The 20,278-nt window shown below is 70.0% G+C and carries 18 protein-coding genes; 11 read left to right on the top strand and 7 right to left on the bottom strand.

Annotated features, from left to right (window positions below; all coding sequences use genetic code 11):
- Positions 1-8 precede the first annotated feature (8 nt).
- The 3 genes from OG972_RS13635 to OG972_RS13625 all read left to right on the top strand — a co-directional run bounded on the left by OG972_RS13635 (position 9) and on the right by OG972_RS13625 (position 2,687).
- A complete protein-coding gene (locus OG972_RS13635) occupies positions 9-518 on the top strand; it encodes a MarR family winged helix-turn-helix transcriptional regulator (protein ID WP_266981374.1) in 510 nt (169 codons plus the stop codon).
- A gap of 60 nt (positions 519-578) precedes the next feature.
- The gene (locus tag OG972_RS13630; RefSeq protein WP_037689368.1) at positions 579-911 is read left to right on the top strand and encodes a DUF3817 domain-containing protein; all 333 of its coding nucleotides are present in this window, start codon (positions 579-581) and stop codon (positions 909-911) included.
- 75 nt (positions 912-986) lie between these two features.
- Entirely contained in the window at positions 987-2,687 is a 1,701-nt protein-coding gene (locus tag OG972_RS13625; RefSeq protein ID WP_266981372.1) for a methylmalonyl-CoA mutase, read from the top strand.
- 19 nt (positions 2,688-2,706) lie between these two features.
- On the opposite strand, the gene OG972_RS13620 is transcribed toward OG972_RS13625, so the two are convergent.
- On the bottom strand, positions 2,707-3,336 hold the full coding sequence (locus OG972_RS13620; protein ID WP_266981371.1) for a TetR/AcrR family transcriptional regulator: 630 nt from the start codon (positions 3,334-3,336) through the stop codon (positions 2,707-2,709).
- 318 nt (positions 3,337-3,654) lie between these two features.
- On the opposite strand from OG972_RS13620, the gene OG972_RS13615 reads away from it, so the two are divergent.
- From OG972_RS13615 to OG972_RS13600, 4 genes are all read left to right on the top strand, one after another.
- Positions 3,655-4,620 (top strand): tetratricopeptide repeat protein, encoded by a 966-nt coding sequence (locus OG972_RS13615; protein WP_266981370.1) that lies wholly within the window; start codon positions 3,655-3,657, stop codon positions 4,618-4,620.
- Positions 4,621-5,220: 600 nt separating this feature from the next.
- Positions 5,221-5,862, top strand: a complete 642-nt coding sequence (locus tag OG972_RS13610) for a DUF6230 family protein (RefSeq protein WP_266981369.1) — start codon at positions 5,221-5,223, stop codon at positions 5,860-5,862.
- Between the two features lie 91 nt (positions 5,863-5,953).
- Entirely contained in the window at positions 5,954-6,547 is a 594-nt protein-coding gene (locus OG972_RS13605; protein WP_266981367.1) for a DUF6114 domain-containing protein, read from the top strand.
- Positions 6,537-7,790, top strand: coding sequence for a hypothetical protein (locus OG972_RS13600; RefSeq protein WP_266981365.1), 1,254 nt, complete (start codon positions 6,537-6,539; stop codon positions 7,788-7,790). The genes OG972_RS13605 and OG972_RS13600 overlap by 11 nt, the downstream gene beginning before the upstream one ends.
- 99 nt (positions 7,791-7,889) lie before the next feature.
- Here OG972_RS13600 and pyk read toward each other — a convergent pair whose 3' ends face one another.
- The 3 genes from pyk to pta all read right to left on the bottom strand — a co-directional run bounded on the left by pyk (position 7,890) and on the right by pta (position 12,765).
- Positions 7,890-9,320 carry a pyruvate kinase gene (pyk, locus tag OG972_RS13595; protein ID WP_266981363.1) on the bottom strand — a complete coding sequence of 477 codons (1,431 nt, stop codon included), beginning with the start codon at positions 9,318-9,320 and terminating at the stop codon, positions 7,890-7,892.
- A gap of 74 nt (positions 9,321-9,394) precedes the next feature.
- A complete protein-coding gene (locus tag OG972_RS13590; RefSeq protein WP_266981361.1) occupies positions 9,395-10,687 on the bottom strand; it encodes an acetate kinase in 1,293 nt (430 codons plus the stop codon).
- 5 nt (positions 10,688-10,692) lie between these two features.
- Complete coding sequence (pta, locus tag OG972_RS13585) at positions 10,693-12,765, bottom strand: phosphate acetyltransferase (protein WP_266981359.1); 2,073 nt, start codon at positions 12,763-12,765, stop codon at positions 10,693-10,695.
- Between the two features lie 272 nt (positions 12,766-13,037).
- Here pta and OG972_RS13580 point away from each other — a divergent pair, with 272 nt between their 5' ends.
- Positions 13,038-14,063, top strand: coding sequence for an ATP-dependent 6-phosphofructokinase (locus OG972_RS13580; RefSeq protein WP_266981357.1), 1,026 nt, complete (start codon positions 13,038-13,040; stop codon positions 14,061-14,063).
- Positions 14,064-14,215: 152 nt separating this feature from the next.
- Here the strand turns inward: OG972_RS13580 and OG972_RS13575 are convergent, their stop codons facing one another.
- The 3 genes from OG972_RS13575 to OG972_RS13565 form a co-directional block, all read right to left on the bottom strand.
- The gene (locus OG972_RS13575; protein WP_266990469.1) at positions 14,216-14,839 is read right to left on the bottom strand and encodes a helix-turn-helix transcriptional regulator; all 624 of its coding nucleotides are present in this window, start codon (positions 14,837-14,839) and stop codon (positions 14,216-14,218) included.
- A gap of 462 nt (positions 14,840-15,301) precedes the next feature.
- Positions 15,302-15,976, bottom strand: a complete 675-nt coding sequence (locus OG972_RS13570) for a response regulator (protein WP_266981355.1) — start codon at positions 15,974-15,976, stop codon at positions 15,302-15,304.
- Positions 15,973-17,667 carry a sensor histidine kinase gene (locus OG972_RS13565; RefSeq protein ID WP_266981353.1) on the bottom strand — a complete coding sequence of 565 codons (1,695 nt, stop codon included), beginning with the start codon at positions 17,665-17,667 and terminating at the stop codon, positions 15,973-15,975. The genes OG972_RS13570 and OG972_RS13565 overlap by 4 nt, the downstream gene beginning before the upstream one ends.
- Positions 17,668-17,797: 130 nt before the next feature.
- Between OG972_RS13565 and OG972_RS13560 the strand changes: the two genes are divergently transcribed.
- The 3 genes from OG972_RS13560 to trxA all read left to right on the top strand — a co-directional run bounded on the left by OG972_RS13560 (position 17,798) and on the right by trxA (position 20,021).
- Positions 17,798-19,168 (top strand): cation:dicarboxylase symporter family transporter, encoded by a 1,371-nt coding sequence (locus OG972_RS13560; RefSeq protein ID WP_266981351.1) that lies wholly within the window; start codon positions 17,798-17,800, stop codon positions 19,166-19,168.
- A gap of 100 nt (positions 19,169-19,268) precedes the next feature.
- Positions 19,269-19,673, top strand: a complete 405-nt coding sequence (locus OG972_RS13555) for a MerR family transcriptional regulator (protein ID WP_266981349.1) — start codon at positions 19,269-19,271, stop codon at positions 19,671-19,673.
- A 3-nt stretch (positions 19,674-19,676) separates the two neighbouring features.
- Positions 19,677-20,021 (top strand): thioredoxin, encoded by a 345-nt coding sequence (gene trxA, locus OG972_RS13550; RefSeq protein ID WP_323135867.1) that lies wholly within the window; start codon positions 19,677-19,679, stop codon positions 20,019-20,021.
- The last annotated feature ends 257 nt before the right edge of the window (positions 20,022-20,278 follow it).

Raw genomic sequence — 20,278 nt, 5'->3', positions numbered from 1 at the left:
TCGATGCCGTGCCGAAGCCGCTCAGTCTCCCGTTCGACCCCATCGCCCGCGCCGACGAACTCTGGCAGCAGCGCTGGGGTCCTGTCCCCTCGATGGGGGCGATCACCTCGATCATGCGTGCGCAGCAGATCCTGCTCGCCGAGGTCGACGCGGTCGTCAAACCGTACGGGCTGACTTTCGCGCGGTACGAGGCGCTGGTGCTGCTCACCTTCTCCAAGGAGGGTGAGCTGCCGATGTCCAAGATCGGCGAGCGGCTGATGGTCCACCCCACCTCCGTCACGAACACCGTGGACCGGCTGGTCAGGTCCGGTCTGGTCGACAAGCGCCCCAATCCGAACGACGGCCGCGGCACCCTCGCCTCGATCACCGACAAGGGCCGCGAGGTCGTCGAGGAGGCCACCCGGGACCTGGTGGACATGGAGTTCGGGCTCGGGGTGTACGACGCCGAGGAGTGCGCGGAGATCTTCGCACTGTTGCGCCCATTGCGGATCGCGGCCAAGGACTTCGAGGAGAAGTAGAGCCGCGCGCGACCCGGCCCGCTGCAAGATCGCCCCCGGTGCCCGGTTACGCTCGACGTCATGAAACGCAGCGTGCTGACCCGGTACCGGGTGATGGCCTACGTCACCGCCGTCATGTTGCTGGTGCTCTGCACCTGCATGGTCTTCAAGTACGGCTTCGACACCGGTGCGGGGCTGACGCTCGTCGTCTCCCAGATCCACGGTGTGCTGTACATCATCTATCTGATCTTCGCCTTCGACCTGGGCTCCAAGGCGAAGTGGCCGCTCGGAAAGCTCCTCTGGGTGCTGATCTCCGGCACGATCCCGACGGCCGCGTTCTTCGTCGAGCGCAAGGTCGTCCAGGAGGTCGAGCCGCTGATCGCGGACGGCTCCCCGGTGACAGCCAAAGTCTGACCCGAACCGCCCCGTGCAAAGCACCGGGCGGTTTGTCATCGACATTTACTAGGACGTCCTAGTAAATTGGGGTGCATGGACGCTGACGCGATCGAGGAAGGCCGCCGACGCTGGCAGGCCCGTTACGACAAGGCCCGCAAGCGTGACGCGGACTTCACCACCCTCTCCGGGGACCCGGTGGAGCCCGCGTACGGGCCCCGCCCCGGGGACACGTACGAGGGGTTCGAGCGGATCGGCTGGCCCGGTGAGTACCCCTTCACCCGGGGTCTCTACCCGACCGGCTACCGCGGCCGCACCTGGACCATCCGCCAGTTCGCCGGCTTCGGCAACGCCGAGCAGACCAATGAGCGGTACAAGATGATCCTCGCCGCGGGCGGCGGCGGGCTCAGTGTCGCCTTCGACATGCCGACGCTGATGGGCCGCGACTCCGACGAGCCGCGCTCGCTCGGCGAGGTCGGGCACTGCGGTGTCGCCATCGACTCCGCCGCCGACATGGAGGTCCTCTTCAAGGACATCCCGCTCGGCGACGTCACGACATCCATGACGATCAGCGGACCGGCCGTCCCCGTCTTCTGCATGTACCTGGTCGCCGCCGAGCGCCAGGGCGTCGACCCGGGGGTGCTCAACGGCACGCTCCAGACCGACATCTTCAAGGAGTACATCGCACAGAAGGAGTGGCTCTTCCAGCCCGAGCCCCATCTGCGCCTCATCGGCGACCTCATGGAGCACTGCGCGCGCGACATCCCCGCGTACAAGCCGCTCTCGGTCTCCGGCTACCACATCCGCGAGGCCGGGGCGACGGCCGCGCAGGAGCTCGCCTACACCCTCGCCGACGGCTTCGGCTACGTGGAACTCGGCCTCTCCCGGGGGCTCGACGTCGACACCTTCGCCCCCGGTCTCTCCTTCTTCTTCGACGCGCACCTCGACTTCTTCGAGGAGATCGCCAAGTTCCGCGCCGCCCGCCGGATCTGGGCCCGCTGGATGAAGGAGGTGTACGGGGCGAAGACCGACAAGGCGCAGTGGCTCCGCTTCCACACCCAGACCGCCGGGGTCTCCCTGACCGCCCAGCAGCCGTACAACAACGTCGTGCGGACCGCGGTCGAGGCGCTCTCCGCCGTCCTCGGCGGCACCAACTCGCTGCACACCAACGCCCTCGACGAGACCCTCGCGCTCCCGTCCGAGCAGGCGGCGGAGATCGCCCTGCGCACCCAGCAGGTGCTGATGGAGGAGACCGGCATCGCCAACGTCGCCGACCCGCTGGGCGGTTCGTGGTACGTCGAGCAGCTGACCGACCGGATCGAGGCCGACGCCGAGAAGATCTTCGACCGGATCAAGGAGCGCGGCACCAGGGCGCACCCGGACGGACAGCACCCCATCGGGCCCATGACCTCCGGCATCCTGCGCGGCATCGAGGACGGCTGGTTCACCGGCGAGATCGCCGAATCCGCGTTCCGGTACCAGCAGTCGCTGGAGAAGGGCGACAAGCGCGTCGTCGGCGTCAACGTCCACCACGGCTCGGTCACCGGCGATCTGGAGATCCTGCGGGTCAGCCACGAGGTCGAGCGCGAGCAGGTCCGCGAGCTCGCCGTCCGTAAGGCCGCCCGCGACGACGCCCGGGTCCGCGCCTCGCTGGACGCGATGCTGGCCGCCGCCCGCGACGGATCGAACATGATCGGACCGATGCTGGACGCCGTCAGGGCCGAGGCGACGCTCGGTGAGATCTGCGGGGTCCTGCGGGACGAGTGGGGCACGTACACCGAGCCGCCCGGCTTCTGAGGGCCTCCGGGGCCGCCCGCTACGTGGCGGCTGCCGCGCCCAGCCCCGCAAGCAGCAGAACGGTGAAGCGCCGGGCCCAGTCCTCGTCGACGGGCTCGGCGCTCACCAGCGTCCGGTGCACGACCGCACCGGCGATCACATCGAAGATCAGGTCGGCGGTCGAGGCCGCCGACGCCTCGTCCGGTTCGACGGGCAGCTCGCCGCGCTGCTGCGCCCGTTGCCGTCCCAGCAGAACGAGCCGCTTCTGCCGGTCCACGATCGAATCGCGGATCCGGGCCCGCAGCGCGTCGTCGCGGGTCGACTCGGCGACCACGGCCATCAGCGCCGTCCTGGTCTCCGGGCGGTCCAGCAGCGCCGCGAACTGCAGTACCACGCCCTGCACATCGGCCGACAGGCTGCCCAGGTCCGGCAGTTCCAGTTCGTCGAAGAGGACCGCGACGGCGTCCACGACCAGTTCGTTCTTGCCCGCCCAGCGCCGGTAGAGCGTCGTCTTGGCGACCCCGGCGCGCGTCGCCACATCGCCCATCGTCAGCTTCGACCAGCCGAGGTCGACCAGGGACGCGCGGCAGGCCTCCAGGATCGCCTCATCGGCCGCAGCGCTGCGCGGTCGTCCCGTTCGTGGGGGTTTGGGGTGGCCGTGGCTCAGCATGCCGTGACCATACCCGCCGGTAAGGAGGACCGGCCGGTCGCGTTCGCCGTGAGACAGATCACCGGACACTCCTGTGTGCGAGGGGGTCGGGACAGTTACGCTACGGGTCGTAGCGTAAGGACGACGGCCAGGCCGTTGTCACGCCACGAGCGAACGACAGCCACATGCGCCGGGTGGGGACCCGGCACCGAAAACAGGCCCTTCGAGGGTCATTGGACCGTGGAGGTCCGCGCGTCCCGCACGCCGGCGGGTACCACGGACGGATGCGGTTCCCGGATCGCTTTCCGGAACAGCGTGCCGAGGGGGGAGGATGTACGTATGCAGCCTAGGAACATGTCCATGAGCGGCGTCGTCGACCTCGCCGCGGTGAAGGCGGCCGGCGAGGCCAAGGTGAAGGCGGAGCAGGCCCGTGCCGAGGCCGCCCGGCAGGGTGGCGGCGGTGCCGTCCACCCGTCCTCTCTGGTGATCGATGTCGATGAGGCGGGCTTCGAGCGCGATGTCCTCCAGCGCTCCGTCGAGGTTCCCGTCGTCATCGACTTCTGGGCCGAGTGGTGCGAGCCGTGCAAGCAGCTGGGCCCGCTCCTGGAGCGCCTGGCCCACGAGTACAACGGCCGCTTCGTGCTGGCCAAGGTCGATGTCGACGCCAACCAGATGCTGATGCAGCAGTTCGGCATCCAGGGCATCCCGGCGGTCTTCGCCGTCGTTGCCGGGCAGGCCCTCCCGCTCTTCCAGGGCGCGGCCCCCGAGACCCAGATCCGGCAGACGCTGGACCAGCTGATCCAGGTCGGCGAGGAGCGGTTCGGGCTCACCGGGATCGCGGTCGACCAGGAGGACGCCGGGCAGGCTCCGGCCGAGGTGCCCGCGGGACCGTACGACGCACTGCTCGAAGCGGCCGTACGGGCGCTGGACGCCAATGACTTCGGCGGCGCCGTCCAGGCGTACAAGAACGTGCTCGCCGACGACCCGACCAACACCGAGGCCAAGCTCGGCCTCGCCCAGGCCGAACTGCTCGGCCGGGTGCAGGACATGGACCCGCAGCAGGTCCGCAACGACGCCGCCGAGAAGCCGGCCGATGTGGCGGCGCAGATCGCCGCCGCCGATCTGGACCTGGTCGGCGGTCATGTCGAGGATGCCTTCGGGCGCCTCGTCGAGACCGTGCGCCGGAATTTCGGTGAGGGCCGGGACGTGGCGCGGCTGCGGCTGCTGGAGCTGTTCGACGTGATCGGCCCCGACGATCCACGTGTCGTCGCGGCCCGCACGGCGCTGGCGCGCGTCTTGTTCTGATGTGACAACAAGGCCGTGGCGTCCCGTGGGCGTCACGGTCGTTTTCGCGATCCGGCGACAACAGTCGCCCTCGCTTTACCAAATCTTGATAAAAGCACGGGCTGTTACTGCCAGTAAATCGTGCGTGCGGTTCTGTCCGCTTAAGAACCCCAATTCTCCCTTTCCTCCTTGCGGGGGGTGCCACCCTGTGTGGCCGGGTGGCGCCGCCCTGTCGTGCCTTGGTTATCGGGCCGTTACTAGCGAGTAACGAACCCCCTTGTGTCGCGGGCGCTAATGCACCACGATCGGCCACGCTCGGTCCAATGACGCCAGCCCGACCGCCAGTCGGCGCGGCGCCCGATTTGGGTCCCCACCGAGTGGGTCGGCGGCAGTGGCGCCGACCGCGGACAGGGGGGTTCCTGCCGTCCGGCAGGGCCTGTCCGAACAGGTTGCGCGAACGCGTGGCCAGTGGTTGTCGCTCGGGGGTGATCGCCAGTGATTCGGACGCGGTTCACGCCTCCGGTTCCGGCGCTCTCCTTTCCGAGGACGTAGCACTTCTCCCATCCCAGGACGGGCCCCCGGCCCGGACCGGAGATGTACGTCCGAGAAGGAGGAAAATTTATGAGTTCCCAGGTTCGTGGCGGCACCAGATGGAAGCGCTTCGCTCTGGTCATGGTGCCGAGCGTCGTCGCGACCGCCGCGGTGGGCGTCGGCCTCGCCCAGGGCGCCCTCGCGGCGTCGTTCAGCGTGTCCGGCCAGAGCTTCAAGGTGCACGCGGACAAGCTCGTCGGCCACGACTTCGTCCAGTACGGCAGCGTGGCCACCGGCACCGACCCCGGGGCCAAGGACGGGGCGCACGCCGTGGCCGTGTCCGGCTTCAGTGACGCCACGATCACCAACATGTGCCAGTCGGTGGTCACTCCGAACCTTCCGTTCGGCCTCGGCACTGTCACGCTGCAGCTGAACGCGGGTACGGACCCGAAGAAGCCGGTCAAGGCGACCAACCTGTACCTGGACGTCGCCGAGCTCGACGCCGACGCGTACTTCGAGAACATCGACATCGGTGTGGCCGCCGGCTCCGTCGGCAAGCCCGGCATTCAGTCCGGCACCGAGAAGGCCGTCAACCCGAATGGCTTCGCGCAGCGCGCCAGGACGGCCGTGCTGACTGACGTGAAGCAGAAGGCGTGGGCGACCACTGCCGGCACCTTCAAGCTCAGCAACCTGAGCCTGCGGCTGCACAGCGGCACCAAGGAGTGCTACTAGCACCCGCTCGGGTGGCCGGAGCCCCCGAGGGTCTCCGGCCACCCACCTTTTCTCTTCTCACAGCAGTACCGGTTCCAGGGAGCTGTTTTCCATGAGCCCCGAGTCCACAGGGCAGAACGAGCACTACCTCCGCGTCTTCTGGCGAGGATTCCGCACCTGGCGGGGTAACCGGCCGTTCTGGGCGGGCCTGTTCACTATGGTGGGTGGTCTACCCATCGCGTACTTCCCGTACGCCAACATGCACCTCGGCAACATCACGCTGGCGATGTCCACGACCGCCGGTGCGGGATCGCTGATCATCGGGATCCTGCTGATCACGCTGGGCCTCACGATGTGGTTCCACCACATCGTGAGAGTGTTCGCCGGAGTCGCCGCGATCCTGCTAGCGCTGATCTCCATACCGGTTGCCAACATCGGCGGGTTCCTGATCGGCTTCCTGTTCTCCCTGCTCGGTGGAGCGCTCTCCATCTCCTGGGCGCCGGGTACGCTCGCCGCCGAGCAGCCGGCCAAGCACACGGCCGGACGTTCGCCCCAGGGCCCGGAAGCTCCCGAGGGTTTGGTGCCCGACGGCACGGAACAGCAGCACGACGCCGGACCGGCGTACAGCCCCGGTCCCGCTCCGTGGGGCGACGACAGCACGAACGGCAACGTTGAAGTCAACGGCGGGAGGAACAGTGCGGGGTGACGAGACGCAGCTGAACTCGACCGGAGGCGAGGACTTCCGGGTGAGAAGCGGGCCGCGCCACGCGGCCCCCAGAAAATCGCTGCTGACGAAGCTTCACATACCCGCGGGCAAGGCCTTCGCGCTCGCCGCGATGCCGACGGCGGTCTTTGTCGGGATGGGACTCACCCCGAAGCTTGCCCTGGCCGACGACGCGACGGACATCCCCTTCGCGGCGGGCCCCTGCGTGACCCGATCCGACGAGCCGACCGAGTCGCCGGAGCCATCGGCGTCGGCCTCGGAGACGAAGACCCCGTCCCCGTCGGCCAGTGAGACCAGCGGTGACACCGGCGGCGGTTCGGACGAGGCGACCACGAAGCCCTCGGCGACCGAATCGGCGAGCGACGCGGCGAAGAAGCAGAGCGACGCGGCTCCCGCAAAGACGCCGAGCGCCTCCCCCTCGCCCACGGCGACGAACAACCCGCTCGACCCGTTGGGCGTCGGCGACGCTCTCAAGGACCTCCTCGACGGATCGCACGCGGAGACGGCCAGTCCGTCCCCGAGCGCCACCACCGCGTCCCCCGAGCCGTCGGACACCGCGACCAAGTCCACCGACAAGGTCACGGACGTCGTGAAGGGCACGGTCGACAAGACCGCCGAGGCCATCCGTGACGCGGCGGACAAGGCAGGCACGTCGGTCGAGGAGCTCGACGACAGCGTCAAGGGGCTCGACGCCAAGAAGGACGAGGACATCCCGGACGGCGCCAAGGAGCGCTTCCCGTGTCCGACCGCCGACCCCGAGGCACTGGCCGCGGCGGACCTGGAAACGGGCGTCCCGCTGCTCCCGACCGACCCGTGGATCCTGGACAGCTCGCTGCTCACCCTCAACGGGCTCGACTACAAGGGCATCGTCGAGGTGAAGACGCAGGACGGCACCATCAAGAAGGTGCTGAAGTTCACCGCGAGCTCCGTCGACATCAAGGACCTCCACCAGCTGACGGTCGGCCCGAACGGCACCACGGCCCATGTCCAGGCGAGCAAGGGCTCCACGTCCACCATCCGCAACGGCACGGTGACGATGTACACGGAGGAGCTGAAGGGCAACCTCTTCGGCCTGATCCCGGTCACATTCAGCCCCCAGACGCCGCCGCCGGTGAACGTGCCCTTCGCCTTCTTCACCAACGTCAAGGTGACCCAGGCAGGCCAGTTCGGCGGCTCGCTCACGGTGCCCGGGCTGCACAACTACTTCACCGGCGGCAACAGCTAGGACAGGACCCGGACCCGTCAGGGAGCCGCACAGGACTGTGGCCCGCACCCCCTTCGAAGGGGGTGCGGGCCACAGCCGTATGCCGGTGCGGTCGGCTCGTCAGCCGCGGTCGCTGCCGCCCACGTGGTGCACCCGGACCATGTTGGTGGTGCCGGGGACGCCGGGGGGCGAACCGGCCGTGATGACCATCGTGTCACCGGCGTTGTAGCGGCTCAGCTTCAGCAGCTCCGCGTCGACCAGGTCCACCATGGCGTCGGTGTTGTCCACGTGCGGCACGACGTGGGCCTCGACGCCCCAGCTCAGGGCGAGTTGGTTCCGGGTGGACTCGTCGGTGGTGAAGGCCAGGATCGGCTGCGCGGCGCGGTAGCGGGAGAGCCGGCGGGCCGTGTCACCGGACTTGGTGAAGGCGACCAGAGCCTTGCCGTTCAGGAAGTCCGCGATCTCGCAGGCCGCGCGGGCCACCGAACCGCCCTGGGTACGGGGCTTCTTGCCCGGGACCAGCGGCTGCAGGCCCTTGGAGAGCAGCTCCTCCTCGGCGGCGACGACGATCTTCGACATCGTCTTGACCGTCTCGATCGGGTACGCGCCCACGCTGGACTCGGCGGACAGCATGACCGCGTCGGCCCCGTCCAGGATCGCGTTGGCGACGTCGGACGCCTCGGCGCGGGTCGGCCGCGAGTTGGTGATCATCGACTCCATCATCTGGGTCGCCACGATCACCGGCTTGGCGTTCCGCCGGCAGAGCTCCACGAGGCGCTTCTGCACCATCGGGACCTTCTCCAGGGGGTACTCGACGGCCAGGTCGCCACGGGCGACCATCACACCGTCGAACGCCATGACGACGCCCTCCATGTGCTCGACGGCCTGCGGCTTCTCGACCTTGGCGATGACGGGGACCCGGCGGCCCTCCTCGTCCATGATCTTGTGGACGTCCTTGACGTCGTCGGCGTCGCGCACGAAGGAGAGGGCGACCAGGTCGCAGCCCATCCGCAGGGCGAAGCGGAGGTCCTCGACGTCCTTCTCGGACAGGGCAGGGACGTTGACCGCCGCACCCGGCAGGTTGATCCCCTTGTGGTCGGAGATCACCCCGCCCTCGATGACGATGGTCTTGACCCGGGAACCCTCGACCTCGACGACCTTCAGCTCGACGTTGCCGTCGTTGATCAGGATCGGGTCGCCCTTGTCGACGTCGCCCGGCAGCCCCTTGTAGGTCGTACCGCAGATCGACTTGTCACCGGGGACGTCCTCGGTGGTGATGGTGAACTCGTCCCCGCGGACCAGTTCGACGGGGCCCTCGGCGAACTTCGCCAGGCGGATCTTCGGGCCCTGGAGGTCGGCGAGTACGCCGACCGCCCGGCCGGTCTCGGCGGCGGCCCGGCGGACACGGTCGTAACGGCCCTGGTGTTCCTCGTGGGAGCCGTGGCTGAAGTTGAATCGGGCCACGCTCATGCCGGCCTCGATCAGAGCGACGAGCTGCTCGTGGGAGTCGACGGCGGGACCGAGGGTGCAGACGATTTTGGAACGGCGCATGAGGCGGATCCTATCGGTTTGTTTCACTGCGGAATATTCCGGCTGGTGGAAGATACAAAGGGGCGCGGGGGTGCTCAGTTGTCGACCTGTCCGAGCGGTTCGGCCTGCCCGGGCTGCGCGGTCCGTCCGAGCCTCTCGACCAGCGCAAAGGTCTGGCCGGCGATCTCCAGCTCCTCGTCCGTCGGCACCACGGCGACCGCGACCCGCGCGTAGTCCGGTGAGATCAGCCTCGGTTCACCGGACCGTACGGCGTTGAGACCGGCGTCCACCGCGAGGCCGAACTCTTCGAGACCGGCGATCGCAGCCTCCCGTACGGGCGCCGAGTTCTCCCCGACCCCCGCCGTGAACACCACGGCATCCACCCGCCCGAGGACCGCCGAATAGGCGCCGATGTACTTCTTCAGCCGGTGCACATAGATGTCGAACGCCAGCGCCGCCCGCTCGTCGCCCTCGTCGATCCGGCGCCGGATCTCCCGCATGTCGTTGTCCCCGCAGAGCCCGACCAGACCGCTCCTCTTGTTGAGCAGGACATCGATCTCGTCGATCGACATCCCCGCCACCCGCTTCAGATGGAAGGTGACCGCCGGGTCGATGTCCCCGGACCGGGTCCCCATCACCAGCCCCTCCAGCGGGGTCAGTCCCATCGACGTCTCCACGCACCGGCCGCCCGCCACCGCCGACGCCGAGGCGCCGTTGCCCAGGTGCAGCACGATGACATTGACCTCCTCGGGGGTGCGCCCCAGCAGCTCGGCGGCCTTGCGGGAGACGTACGCGTGCGAGGTGCCGTGGAAGCCGTAGCGGCGGATGCGGTGGGCGTCCGCGGTCTCCACGTCGATCGCGTAGCGCGCGGCGGACTCCGGCATCGTGGTGTGGAACGCGGTGTCGAAGACGGCGACCTGGGGCAGGTCGGGGCGGAGCGCCTGTGCGGTACGGATCCCGATGATGTTCGCCGGGTTGTGCAGCGGCGCCACCGGGACGAGCCGTTCGATCTCCGCCAGCACCTCGTCGGTGATCACGGTCGGCTCGGTGAAACGCAGGCCGCCGTGCACCACCCGGTGGCCGATCGAGGCCAGCTCGGGAGAGTCCAGCCCCAGCCCGTCCGCGGCCAGCTCCTCGGCCGCCGCCTTCAGCGCCGCCTCGTGGTCGGCGATCCTGCCCGTGCGCTCGCGTGTCGCGGCGCCGCCGGTCAGCGGGGTGTGCACCAGACGGGAGGTTTCCTCGCCGATCCGCTCGACCAGGCCGATCGCGAGCCGGGAGCGGTCCTCCATGTCGAGGAGCTGGTACTTCACCGATGAGGAGCCGGAGTTGAGGACGAGGACGCGACGGGCCTGCACGGCGGCGGAACCTTCCTTCGTGGGGGTGGTCATGCGGATCACTCCTCGCCCTGCGCCTGGATCGCCGTGATCGCCACGGTATTGACGATGTCCTGGACGAGCGCACCGCGGGAGAGGTCGTTGACGGGCTTGCGCAGGCCCTGGAGCACCGGGCCGACGGCCACCGCGCCGGCCGAGCGCTGCACGGCCTTGTAGGTGTTGTTGCCGGTGTTCAGGTCCGGGAAGATCAGCACGGTCGCCTGCCCCGCCACCTCCGACCCGGGCAGCTTGGTCGCGGCGACGCTCGGCTCCACCGCCGCGTCGTACTGGATCGGACCCTCGATCCTGAGATCCGGCCGGCTCGCGCGCACCAGGTCCGTCGCCTGCCGCACCTTGTCGACATCGGCGCCCGTGCCCGAGGTGCCCGTCGAGTACGAGAGCATCGCGATCCGCGGCTCGACACCGAAGCGGGCGGCGGTGACGGCGGACTGGACGGCGATGTCCGCGAGCTGCTCCGCGTCCGGGTCCGGGTTGACCGCACAGTCCCCGTACACCAGGACCTTGTCCGAGAGGCACATGAAGAAGACCGAGGAGACGATCGACGCGTCCGGCTTCGTCTTGATGATCTCGAAGGCCGGGCGGATCGTCGCGGCGGTGGAGTGCACGGCCCCGGAGACCATGCCGTCGGCCAGGCCCTCCTGGACCATCAGCGTGCCGAAGTAGTTCACGTCCGAGACGACGTCGTACGCCAGCTCCACCGTGACCCCGCGGTGCGCCCGCAGCTGTGCGTACCGCTCCGCGAACGCCTGACGCAGCTCCGAGGTCTGCGGGTCGATCAGCTGCGTATCGGCGAGGTCGATGCCGAGGTCGGCGGCCTTCTTGCGGATGATGTCGAGGTCGCCGAGCAGGGTGAGCTCGCAGACGTCGCGGCGCAGCAGCACATCGGCGGCGCGCAGCACCCGCTCCTCGGTGCCCTCCGGCAGCACCACGCGGCGCCGGTCCGCGCGGGCCTGTTCCAGCAGCTCGTGCTCGAACATCATCGGCGTGACGCGGCCGCTGCGGGCCACCGAGATCCGCTCCAGCAGGGCGCCGGTGTCGACGTGGCGCTCGAAGAGGCCCAGTGCGGTCTCTGCCTTGCGGGGCGTCGCCGCGTTCAACTTTCCCTCCAGCGCGAAGAGTTCGCCCGCGGTGGGGAAGGATCCGCCGGCCACCGACACGACCGGGGTGCCCGGTGCGAGACGTGCGGCCAGCTTGAGTATCTCCTCGCCGGGGCGCTCGTTCAGGGTCAGCAGCACACCCGCGATGGGCGGGGTTCCGGCGCTGTGCGCCGCCAGCGAGCCGACCACCAGGTCCGCCCGGTCCCCGGGCGTGACCACGAGACAGCCCGGCGTCAGTGCGTTCAGCAGATTCGGCAGCATCGCCCCGCCGAAGACGAAGTCCAGCGCGTCCCTGGCCAGCCCCGCGTCGTCGCCGAGCAGAACCGTTCCGCCGAGCGCCGTGGTGATCTGGGCGACCGTCGGCGCGGAGAGCGCCGCGTCGTCCGGCAGCACCGAACAGGGGACGGGCAGCCGCGCCGCCAGCCGCTCGGCGATGACCTCGCGGTCCTCCGCCGCCACCCGGTTCACCACCATCGCAAGGACGTCGCAGCCCAGCCCGGCGTACGCCCGGTAGGCGTTCCTCGTCTCGGCCCGCACGGACTCCGCGTCCTGCCCCTTCCCGCCGACCACGGCGATCACCGAGGCGCCGAACTCGTTGGCCAGCCGGGCATTGAGCGCCAGCTCGTCGGGGAGTTGGGTGGCCGCGAAGTCCGTGCCGAGGACCAGCACCACCTCGTACGAGCGGGCCACCTGATGGAAGCGGTCGACGAGCCGCGAGACCAGTTCGTCGGTACCCTTCTCCGCCTGTAGCGCGGACGCCTCCGCGTAGTCCAGGCCGTAGACCGTCGACGGGTCCTGGGAGAGCCGGTAGCGGGCCCGCAGCAGCTCGAACAGCCGGTCGGGGCCGTCATGGACCAGCGGCCGGAACACCCCGACCCGGTCCACCTGACGCGTCAGGAGCTCCATGACTCCCAGATCGACGACCTGACGGCCGTCTCCCCGGTCGATTCCTGTCACGTACACGCTGCGCGTCACGCGTGCTCTCCCGTCGTTCTGTCCGGTTGGAGCGATATCGCCCTGTTGACGATACCTGCGGGGGCGGATAAGCCGCCCGCCGGACGAAAGGCCCTGATCGGGTGCGGGAAGAGCCCCGTCGCGCCCGGCACTCCGTCCGGTGCGGTGCCGGTGGAAGAGTCGGTAGCGCGAGGTCCAGACCTGACGTGGGACAATCGTTGTGGCTCACGGTACGGGGGATTCTGTAGTCGCCCCCGGAATGCACGGCACTAGCGAGCAGGAGACACAGCACGATGCGCATCGGAGTTCTCACCGCAGGCGGCGACTGCCCGGGCCTGAACGCAGTGATCCGGTCGGTCGTGCACCGCGCCGTGGTGGGTCATGGTGATGAAGTCATCGGCTTCGAGGACGGGTTCAAGGGACTCCTCGACGGTCACTTCCGGCCCCTCGACCTCAACGCGGTCAGCGGCATCCTCGCCCGCGGCGGCACCATCCTCGGCTCGGCCCGGCTGGAGCGCGACCGGCTCCGCGAAGCGGCCGAGAACTGTGACGAGCTGAGCCGCCGTTACGGCATCGACGCGCTGATCCCGATCGGCGGCGAGGGCACCCTCACCGCGGCCCGGATGCTGTCGGACGCCGGAATGCCCGTCGTCGGCGTCCCGAAGACCATCGACAACGACATCTCGTCCACCGACCGCACCTTCGGCTTCGACACGGCGGTGGGCGTCGCCACCGAAGCCATAGACCGTCTCAAGACCACGGCCGAATCGCACCAGCGGGTCATGGTCGTCGAGGTGATGGGCCGGCACGCGGGCTGGATCGCGCTGGAGTCCGGCATGGCGGGCGGTGCGCACGGCATCTGTCTGCCCGAGCGGCCGTTCGAGGTCGCGGACCTGGTCAAGATGGTCGAGGAACGCTTCGCACGCGGCAAGAAGTTCGCGGTCATCTGCGTGGCCGAGGGCGCGCACCCGGCCGAGGGCTCGATGCCGTACGCCAAGGGCGAGATCGACCAGTACGGCCACGAGCGCTTCCAGGGCATCGGCAACCGGCTCGCGGTCGAGTTGGAGACCAGGCTCGGCAAGGAGGCCAGGCCGGTCATTCTCGGCCACGTCCAGCGCGGCGGCACGCCGACCGCGTACGACCGGGTGCTCGCCACCCGCTTCGGCTGGCACGCGGTCGAGGCGGCGCACCGGGGCGACTTCGGCCGGATGACGGCGCTGCGCGGCAACGACATCACGATGGTCCCGCTCGCGGACGCGATCACGCAGCTGAAGACGGTACCGAAGGACCGGATGTACGAGGCGGAGTCGGTGTTCTGACCGGTTCCGGGCACCGGACGGGCCGACGACGTCCGGCCCGTCCGGTGTTCGAGGGCGCGGAGGCTGCCCCGTGGGGCCGCTTTCTTTCGGATCAGGCCGGATCGGGGCGCGTGCCGGACCCCGCGGGCCCGGCACGAACCGAAAGACAGGCCCTACACCCCCGCCGTCTCCCAGAACCGCTCCACGATCCCGTCCAGGAACGCCCGCCCGGCCTCCCCGTCGGACCCCACCCGCTCCGCGCCCCCCGTGCTCCAGCTCAGCGTCGACACCATCAGCGCCTGGTAGTCCCCGTGCAGCCGCTCCAGCACGTCCTGCAGCCGCCGCCGCTCCAGCGGCACCAGCTTCGCGACCGGCCGGGTGTACGCCTGCCAGCGCGTCGTCACCGCACTGCGCAGCAGCTCCGCCAGCTCCTCGTAGCGCCCCGTCGCCGTCACGAAGCCGGCCGCCGACAGCCCCAGCGCCTCGCTGAGCGCCGCGGACTGCCGCTCGTTGCCGCGCCAGTGCCCCGACTCCTCCATCCGCAGATAGGCGGAGACCGCCAGCCCCACCAGCCGCGCGAGCTCGTCCGCGGCCAGGCCCTGGGCCACCCGGTGCTCCCGCAGGGAGCGGGCGGCGGTCAGCAGGTCGCCCGGCGCGCACCACAGGACTCCGGCCAGCGCCGTGAGTTCGTACTCGCTGGGCAGCGCGAGACCGCGCTCCCAGGCGGCGACGGTGTCCGCGCTGATCCGGAGTCCGTACTGGGCGGCGAGACCGTACGCGACATGGCCGGGCGCCATCCCCAGGGCCTCGCGCAGTCGGCGCGCGGCAGGGGCGTTGAAGGGCGGTGTGGGGTGCACGGCCCCACCGTAGGAGTCAGGACACGGCCTGACTACGGTGTGTTCGACCGAGATCACGGCTCGTAGGAACGTCCTAGGTCGTCGGCGTTCCCTGCCCGTGTCCGCTCATGCCTTGGCTGCGCCGCCCAGGGCGAACCCCCCGCCCAGCCGGTGCGAGATCAGGATGTACAGCAGCACCGGCTGTCGCGAAGGCCGGGCTCAACCGCAGCATCGCAGCATCCTGGATGCGGGTTGGGGGCTGTTCCTGGGAATCCTGGCGAACACCATCAGCCTGTGAACGGCAGTTGGGCTGTGGGCAGGAAGAGCGCCGTCCCGTACATCGGGTCGACCGGATCGACCTCTGCGAAGAGTCCATACACCGGCGCTGAGAGGCGTGCGCGGAACGTACGGCGGCAGGAACCGTCAGCGAGTTTCGGCGACCCACCGGTAGTGCAGCTCCGGCCGTCCGATCTGCCCGTACTGGGGGCTGCGAACGGCGCGCCCCGTCGACACCAGGTGCTCCAGATAGCGGCGGGCGGTGATCCGCGAGATGCCCAGCTCCACGCCGGTGGCCGCTGCCGTCACCCCGTCCGGGGAGGCCCGCAGCGCACGCGTCACCGCCTCCAGCGTCGGGCCGCTCAGCCCCTTGGGCAGCCGGACCGGCTGCGGCGCCCGCAGCGCGCCGAGCGCCCGGTCCACCTCGTCCTGCCCGCTCGCCTCACCGGCCGCCCCACGGAACTCGGCGTAGCGGACGAGGCGGTCGCGCAGGGTGGCGAAGGTGAACGGCTTCAGCACGTACTGGACGACACCGAGCGACACCCCCTCCCGGACCACGGTCAGATCACGCGCCGACGTCACGGCGATGACATCCGCCGCGTGGCCGGCGGCGCGCAGTGAGCGCAGCAGCTGCAGACCGTGCCCGTCGGGCAGATACAGATCCAGGAGCAGCAGATCGATGGGGGTACGGTCCAGTGCCCGTACCGCCTCCGCACGCGAATGAGCGACCGCGGCCACGGTGAAGCCGGGGACCCGGCCCACATACAGCTGATGGGCGTCGGCGGCCACGGGATCGTCCTCGACGACCAGCACCTGGATCATGGGGTGGGCTCCTTGGGGGCGTGCGCGGACTCGGACGGCATGGGCGCGGGCGGCAGCGGCAGTCGTACGGTGAACTCCGCACCGCCGTCCGGGCCCCCGCTCAGGGTGACCGTCCCGCCACCCCGGTGCACGGCCTGCTGCACGAGTGCCAGACCGAGCCCGCGACCGGCGCCGTGCGTGGACCAGCCGCGGTGGAACACCTGTGCCGCGTCACCTGGATCGACCCCGGCGCCGGTGTCGGCGACCCGCAGCAGCAACTCGCCGTCATCGGCGAGCGCGGTCACGGTGACCCGGGCACGGACCGGGCGGCCCGCCACACCACCCCGCTGGCCGGGAACGCCTCCGGCGGGGGAGGGGCCCGTCGCCGCCTCGGACGCCGCATCCACCGCGTTGTCGATCAGATTGCCGAGGATCGTCACCAGATCGCGCGACGACAGCGTCTCGGGCAGTGCCCCGTCGTCGATCAGGCTGTCGTCCGCGAGCACCAGCTCTACCCCCCGCTCGTTCGCCTGCGCCGCCTTGCCCAGCAGCAGGGCCGCCAGTACCGGTTCGGCGACGGCGCCGACGACCCGGTCGGTGAGGGCCTGGGCCAGCTCCAGCTCCGCCGTGGCGAAGCCGACCGCCTCCTCCGCCCGGCCGAGCTCGATCAGCGAGACGACCGTGTGCAACCGGTTGGCCGCCTCGTGCGCCTGCGAGCGCAGCGCCTGGGTGAAGCCCCGCTCCGAGTCCAACTCGCCGGACAGCGCCTGAAGTTCCGTGTGGTCGCGCAGGGTCACGACCGTGCCGCGCTGCTCGCCGCCCACCACCGGACGGGTGTTGACCACGATCACCCGGTCCGCCGTCAGATGCAGCTCGTCGACCCGCTCCTCGGAGGCGAGCAGAGCCCCGGTCAGCGGCGGCGGGAGCTCCAGATCGGCGACCCGGCGCCCGACCGCACCCGGGGGCAGCCCGAGCAGCTCCCGGCCCGCGTCGTTGATCAGCGCGATCCTGCGGCGCCCGTCGAGCATCAGCAGCCCCTCGCGCACCGCGTGCAGCGTGGCCTGGTGGTAGTCGTGCATCCGGCTCAGCTCGGCGGCGTTCATGCCGTGCGTGTGGCGCCTCAGCCGGGCGTTGATCACATACGTACCGACGCCGCCGAGCGCGAGCGCCCCGCCCGCCGCCAGCCCCAGCGCACCGAGCTGAGCCCGCACCTGCGAGGAGACCCGTTCGACCGTGATGCCCGCGCTGACCAGACCGGTGATCCTGCCGCCGTCCAGGATCGGGGTGACGACCCGGATCGACGGACCGAGCGTGCCGGTGTACGTCTCCGAGAACGTCTCGCCGCGCAGTGCCCGCGCCGTGTGCCCGAGGAACGTCTCGCCGATCCGGTCGGCGTCGGGGTGCGTCCAGCGGATCCGGTCCGGGCTCATGATCGTGACGAAGGCGATCCCGGTGTCCTTGCGGACCCGCTCCGCGTACGGCTGCAGCACGGCGGACGGGTCCGGGGTGCGGATCGCCTCCCGTACCGACGGGGAATCGGCCACCGCCAGAGCCGCCGCCCGGACCTGCCGGGCCGCGGTCTCCTCCGCCTGTGCGCGGCCGGAGACGTACGCGAAGAAGGCGCATCCGGCCACCACGGCCGCCACCAGCACCACCTGCATGGCGAAGAGCTGACCGGCCAGGCTGCGCGGACGGGTCCGGGGGAGACGCATGGTCACAGTGTGCCTGGCCGAAAACATATGAACGAAATGTACGTAAGGGTGACCGCCATCACAGGGGGCGGGATATTCGCCGAGACCCCCAGGGACGGGGGACCGACCGGGACGAGCCGAGGAGAACCCCGTGGGAGTGCCAGCCGCCAGGCGGGACCGTACGCATTATCTGTATCTCGCCGTGATCGCGGCTGTGGGCCTCGGCATCCTGGTGGGCTTCGTGGCCCCCGGGTTCGCCGTGGAGCTCAAGCCGATCGGTACCGGCTTCGTGAACCTCATCAAGATGATGATCTCGCCGATCATCTTCTGCACCATCGTGCTGGGCGTCGGCTCGGTCCGCAAGGCCGCCAAGATCGGCAAGGTGGGCGGCCTCGCGCTCGGATACTTCCTGGCCATGTCGGTGGTCGCGCTGGCGATCGGCCTGGTCGTCGGCAATGTGCTGCACCCCGGCGACGGCATGCACCTCACGCAGACGGTGAAGGATGTCGGCCACACGGCGGCGAGCGACGCCGCCGAAGGGCCGGTCGACTTCCTGCTCGGCATCATCCCGACCACCTTCGTGTCGGCCTTCACCGGTGGCTCGGTGCTCCAGACCCTGCTGGTCGCGCTGCTCGTCGGTTTCGCGCTGCAGGCCATGGGCACGGCCGGTGAGCCGGTGCTGCGCGGGGTCGAGCACATCCAGAAGCTGGTCTTCCGCGTCCTGTCCATGATCATGTGGGCGGCCCCGGTGGGCGCGTTCGGCGCGATGGCCGCCGTCATCGGCGAGACCGGTGTGGACGCGCTCAAGGCCCTCGCCACGATCATGCTGGGCTTCTACATCACCTGCATCCTGTTCGTGGTCCTGGTGCTCGGCACACTGCTGCGCCTGGTGACCGGGGTGAACCTCTTCCATCTCTTCAAGTACCTGGGCCGCGAGTTCCTGCTGATCCTCTCCACGTCCTCCTCCGAGTCGGCGCTGCCGCGCCTCATCGCGAAGATGGAACACCTGGGTGTCAGCCGCCCGGTCGTCGGCATCACCGTGCCCACCGGGTACTCGTTCAACCTCGACGGCACGATGATCTACCTGACCATGGCGTCGCTGTTCATCGCCGACTCGATGGGTCAGCCGCTGGCGCTGGGCCAGCAGATCTCGCTCCTCCTCTTCATGATGATCGCCTCCAAGGGCGCGGCCGGTGTCTCCGGTTCCGGCATCGCCGTGCTGGCGAGCGGGCTCCAGTCGCACAAGCCCGCGCTGGTCGACGGCGTCGGCCTGATCATCGGCATCGACCGCTTCATGAGCGAGGCCCGCGCCCTCACCAACTTTGCGGGCAACGCCGTCGCCACGCTGCTCATCGGCACATGGACCAAGGAGATCGACAGGGAGCGGGTCGACCAGGTGCTGGCCGGCGCCATCCCGTTCGACGAGAAGACGCTCACCCGGAACGCGGAGCACGGCGACGGCGCGGACAACGTTCCGGAGCCGCGGGACGGTGGCCAGGAGCCCGCCGTGGCGAAGGTCTAGGCGCCGAACACCCAGCACACCGGCAGGGCCGTCGCGGGAGCTCCCGCGACGGCCCTTCGTGCTTGCCTTGACGTCCGCGTCAACCTTTACCGTCGAAGACATGCGAATCGGGGAGCTGGCCGAGCGGGCCGGGACGACCACGCGGACTCTGCGGTACTACGAGTCACGCGGACTGCTGCCTGCGCGGCGGGCCGGAAACGGGTACCGGGCGTACGACGAGGACGATCTGCGTCTGGTCCAGCAGATCAGGACCCTCCAGGACTTCGGGTTCGAGCTGGAGGAGACCCGGCCGTTCGTCGAGTGCCTGCGCGCCGGCCACCCGGCCGGTGACGCCTGCCCCGCCTCGCTCGCCGTCTACCGGCGCAAGCTCGGCGAGCTCGACTCGCTCATCGAGCAGCTCCAGGCGGTACGCGCCCAGGTGGGCGCACAGCTCGCCAGGGCCGAGCTGGAGGCCGCGGCAGAGCGTCCCGGCGGTCCGGAACCCCGTTGTGAACTGGGAGGATGACAGATGATTCATGCAGCAGAGGGCGTGGCCGAGGTCACCGACACCACCTTCGACGGGGAGGTGCTTGGCGCAGACCTCCCCGTACTGGTCGAGTTCACCGCCGACTGGTGCGGCCCGTGCCGCCAGCTCGCCCCCGTACTCAGCGCCGTCGCCGCCGAGGAGGCCGACCGCATCAAGGTCGTCCAGCTCGACGTCGACACCAGCCCGGGGATCGCGAGCCGGTACGCGGTGCTGTCGACGCCGACCCTGATGGTGTTTCGCTCCGGCGAACCGGTGAAGTCGATGGTGGGAGCCCGCCCCAAGCGCAGGCTCCTCCAGGAGCTGGAGGACGTGTTCGAGACGGTGTGAGACGGGAAGTCGGGGGTGTCGCGGCGGGCGAGCCAGCCGCGCACCCGGTGGGGCTTGAGGTCCAGATCAGCGAGAATCCTGCCGACTTGGGAGGCGGAGATCGCCCGCGCGGCCAGGTGCGCGGCGATCGCCCGGTGCGACCAGGTCGACTCCGGGTGCGGCGGGGCGCTGGTCGCGGGCCACCACGGCGACTCGCACCTCGGGCCCGTGGACGCGGGGACGCCCAGGGCGCGGCGCGTCCCGCAGCCCGGCGGAGC

The organism is Streptomyces sp. NBC_01669 (assembly GCF_026339735.1).
Taxonomy (GTDB): domain Bacteria; phylum Actinomycetota; class Actinomycetes; order Streptomycetales; family Streptomycetaceae; genus Streptomyces; species Streptomyces yanii.
This window is presented reverse-complemented; position numbering and strand designations above follow the sequence as displayed.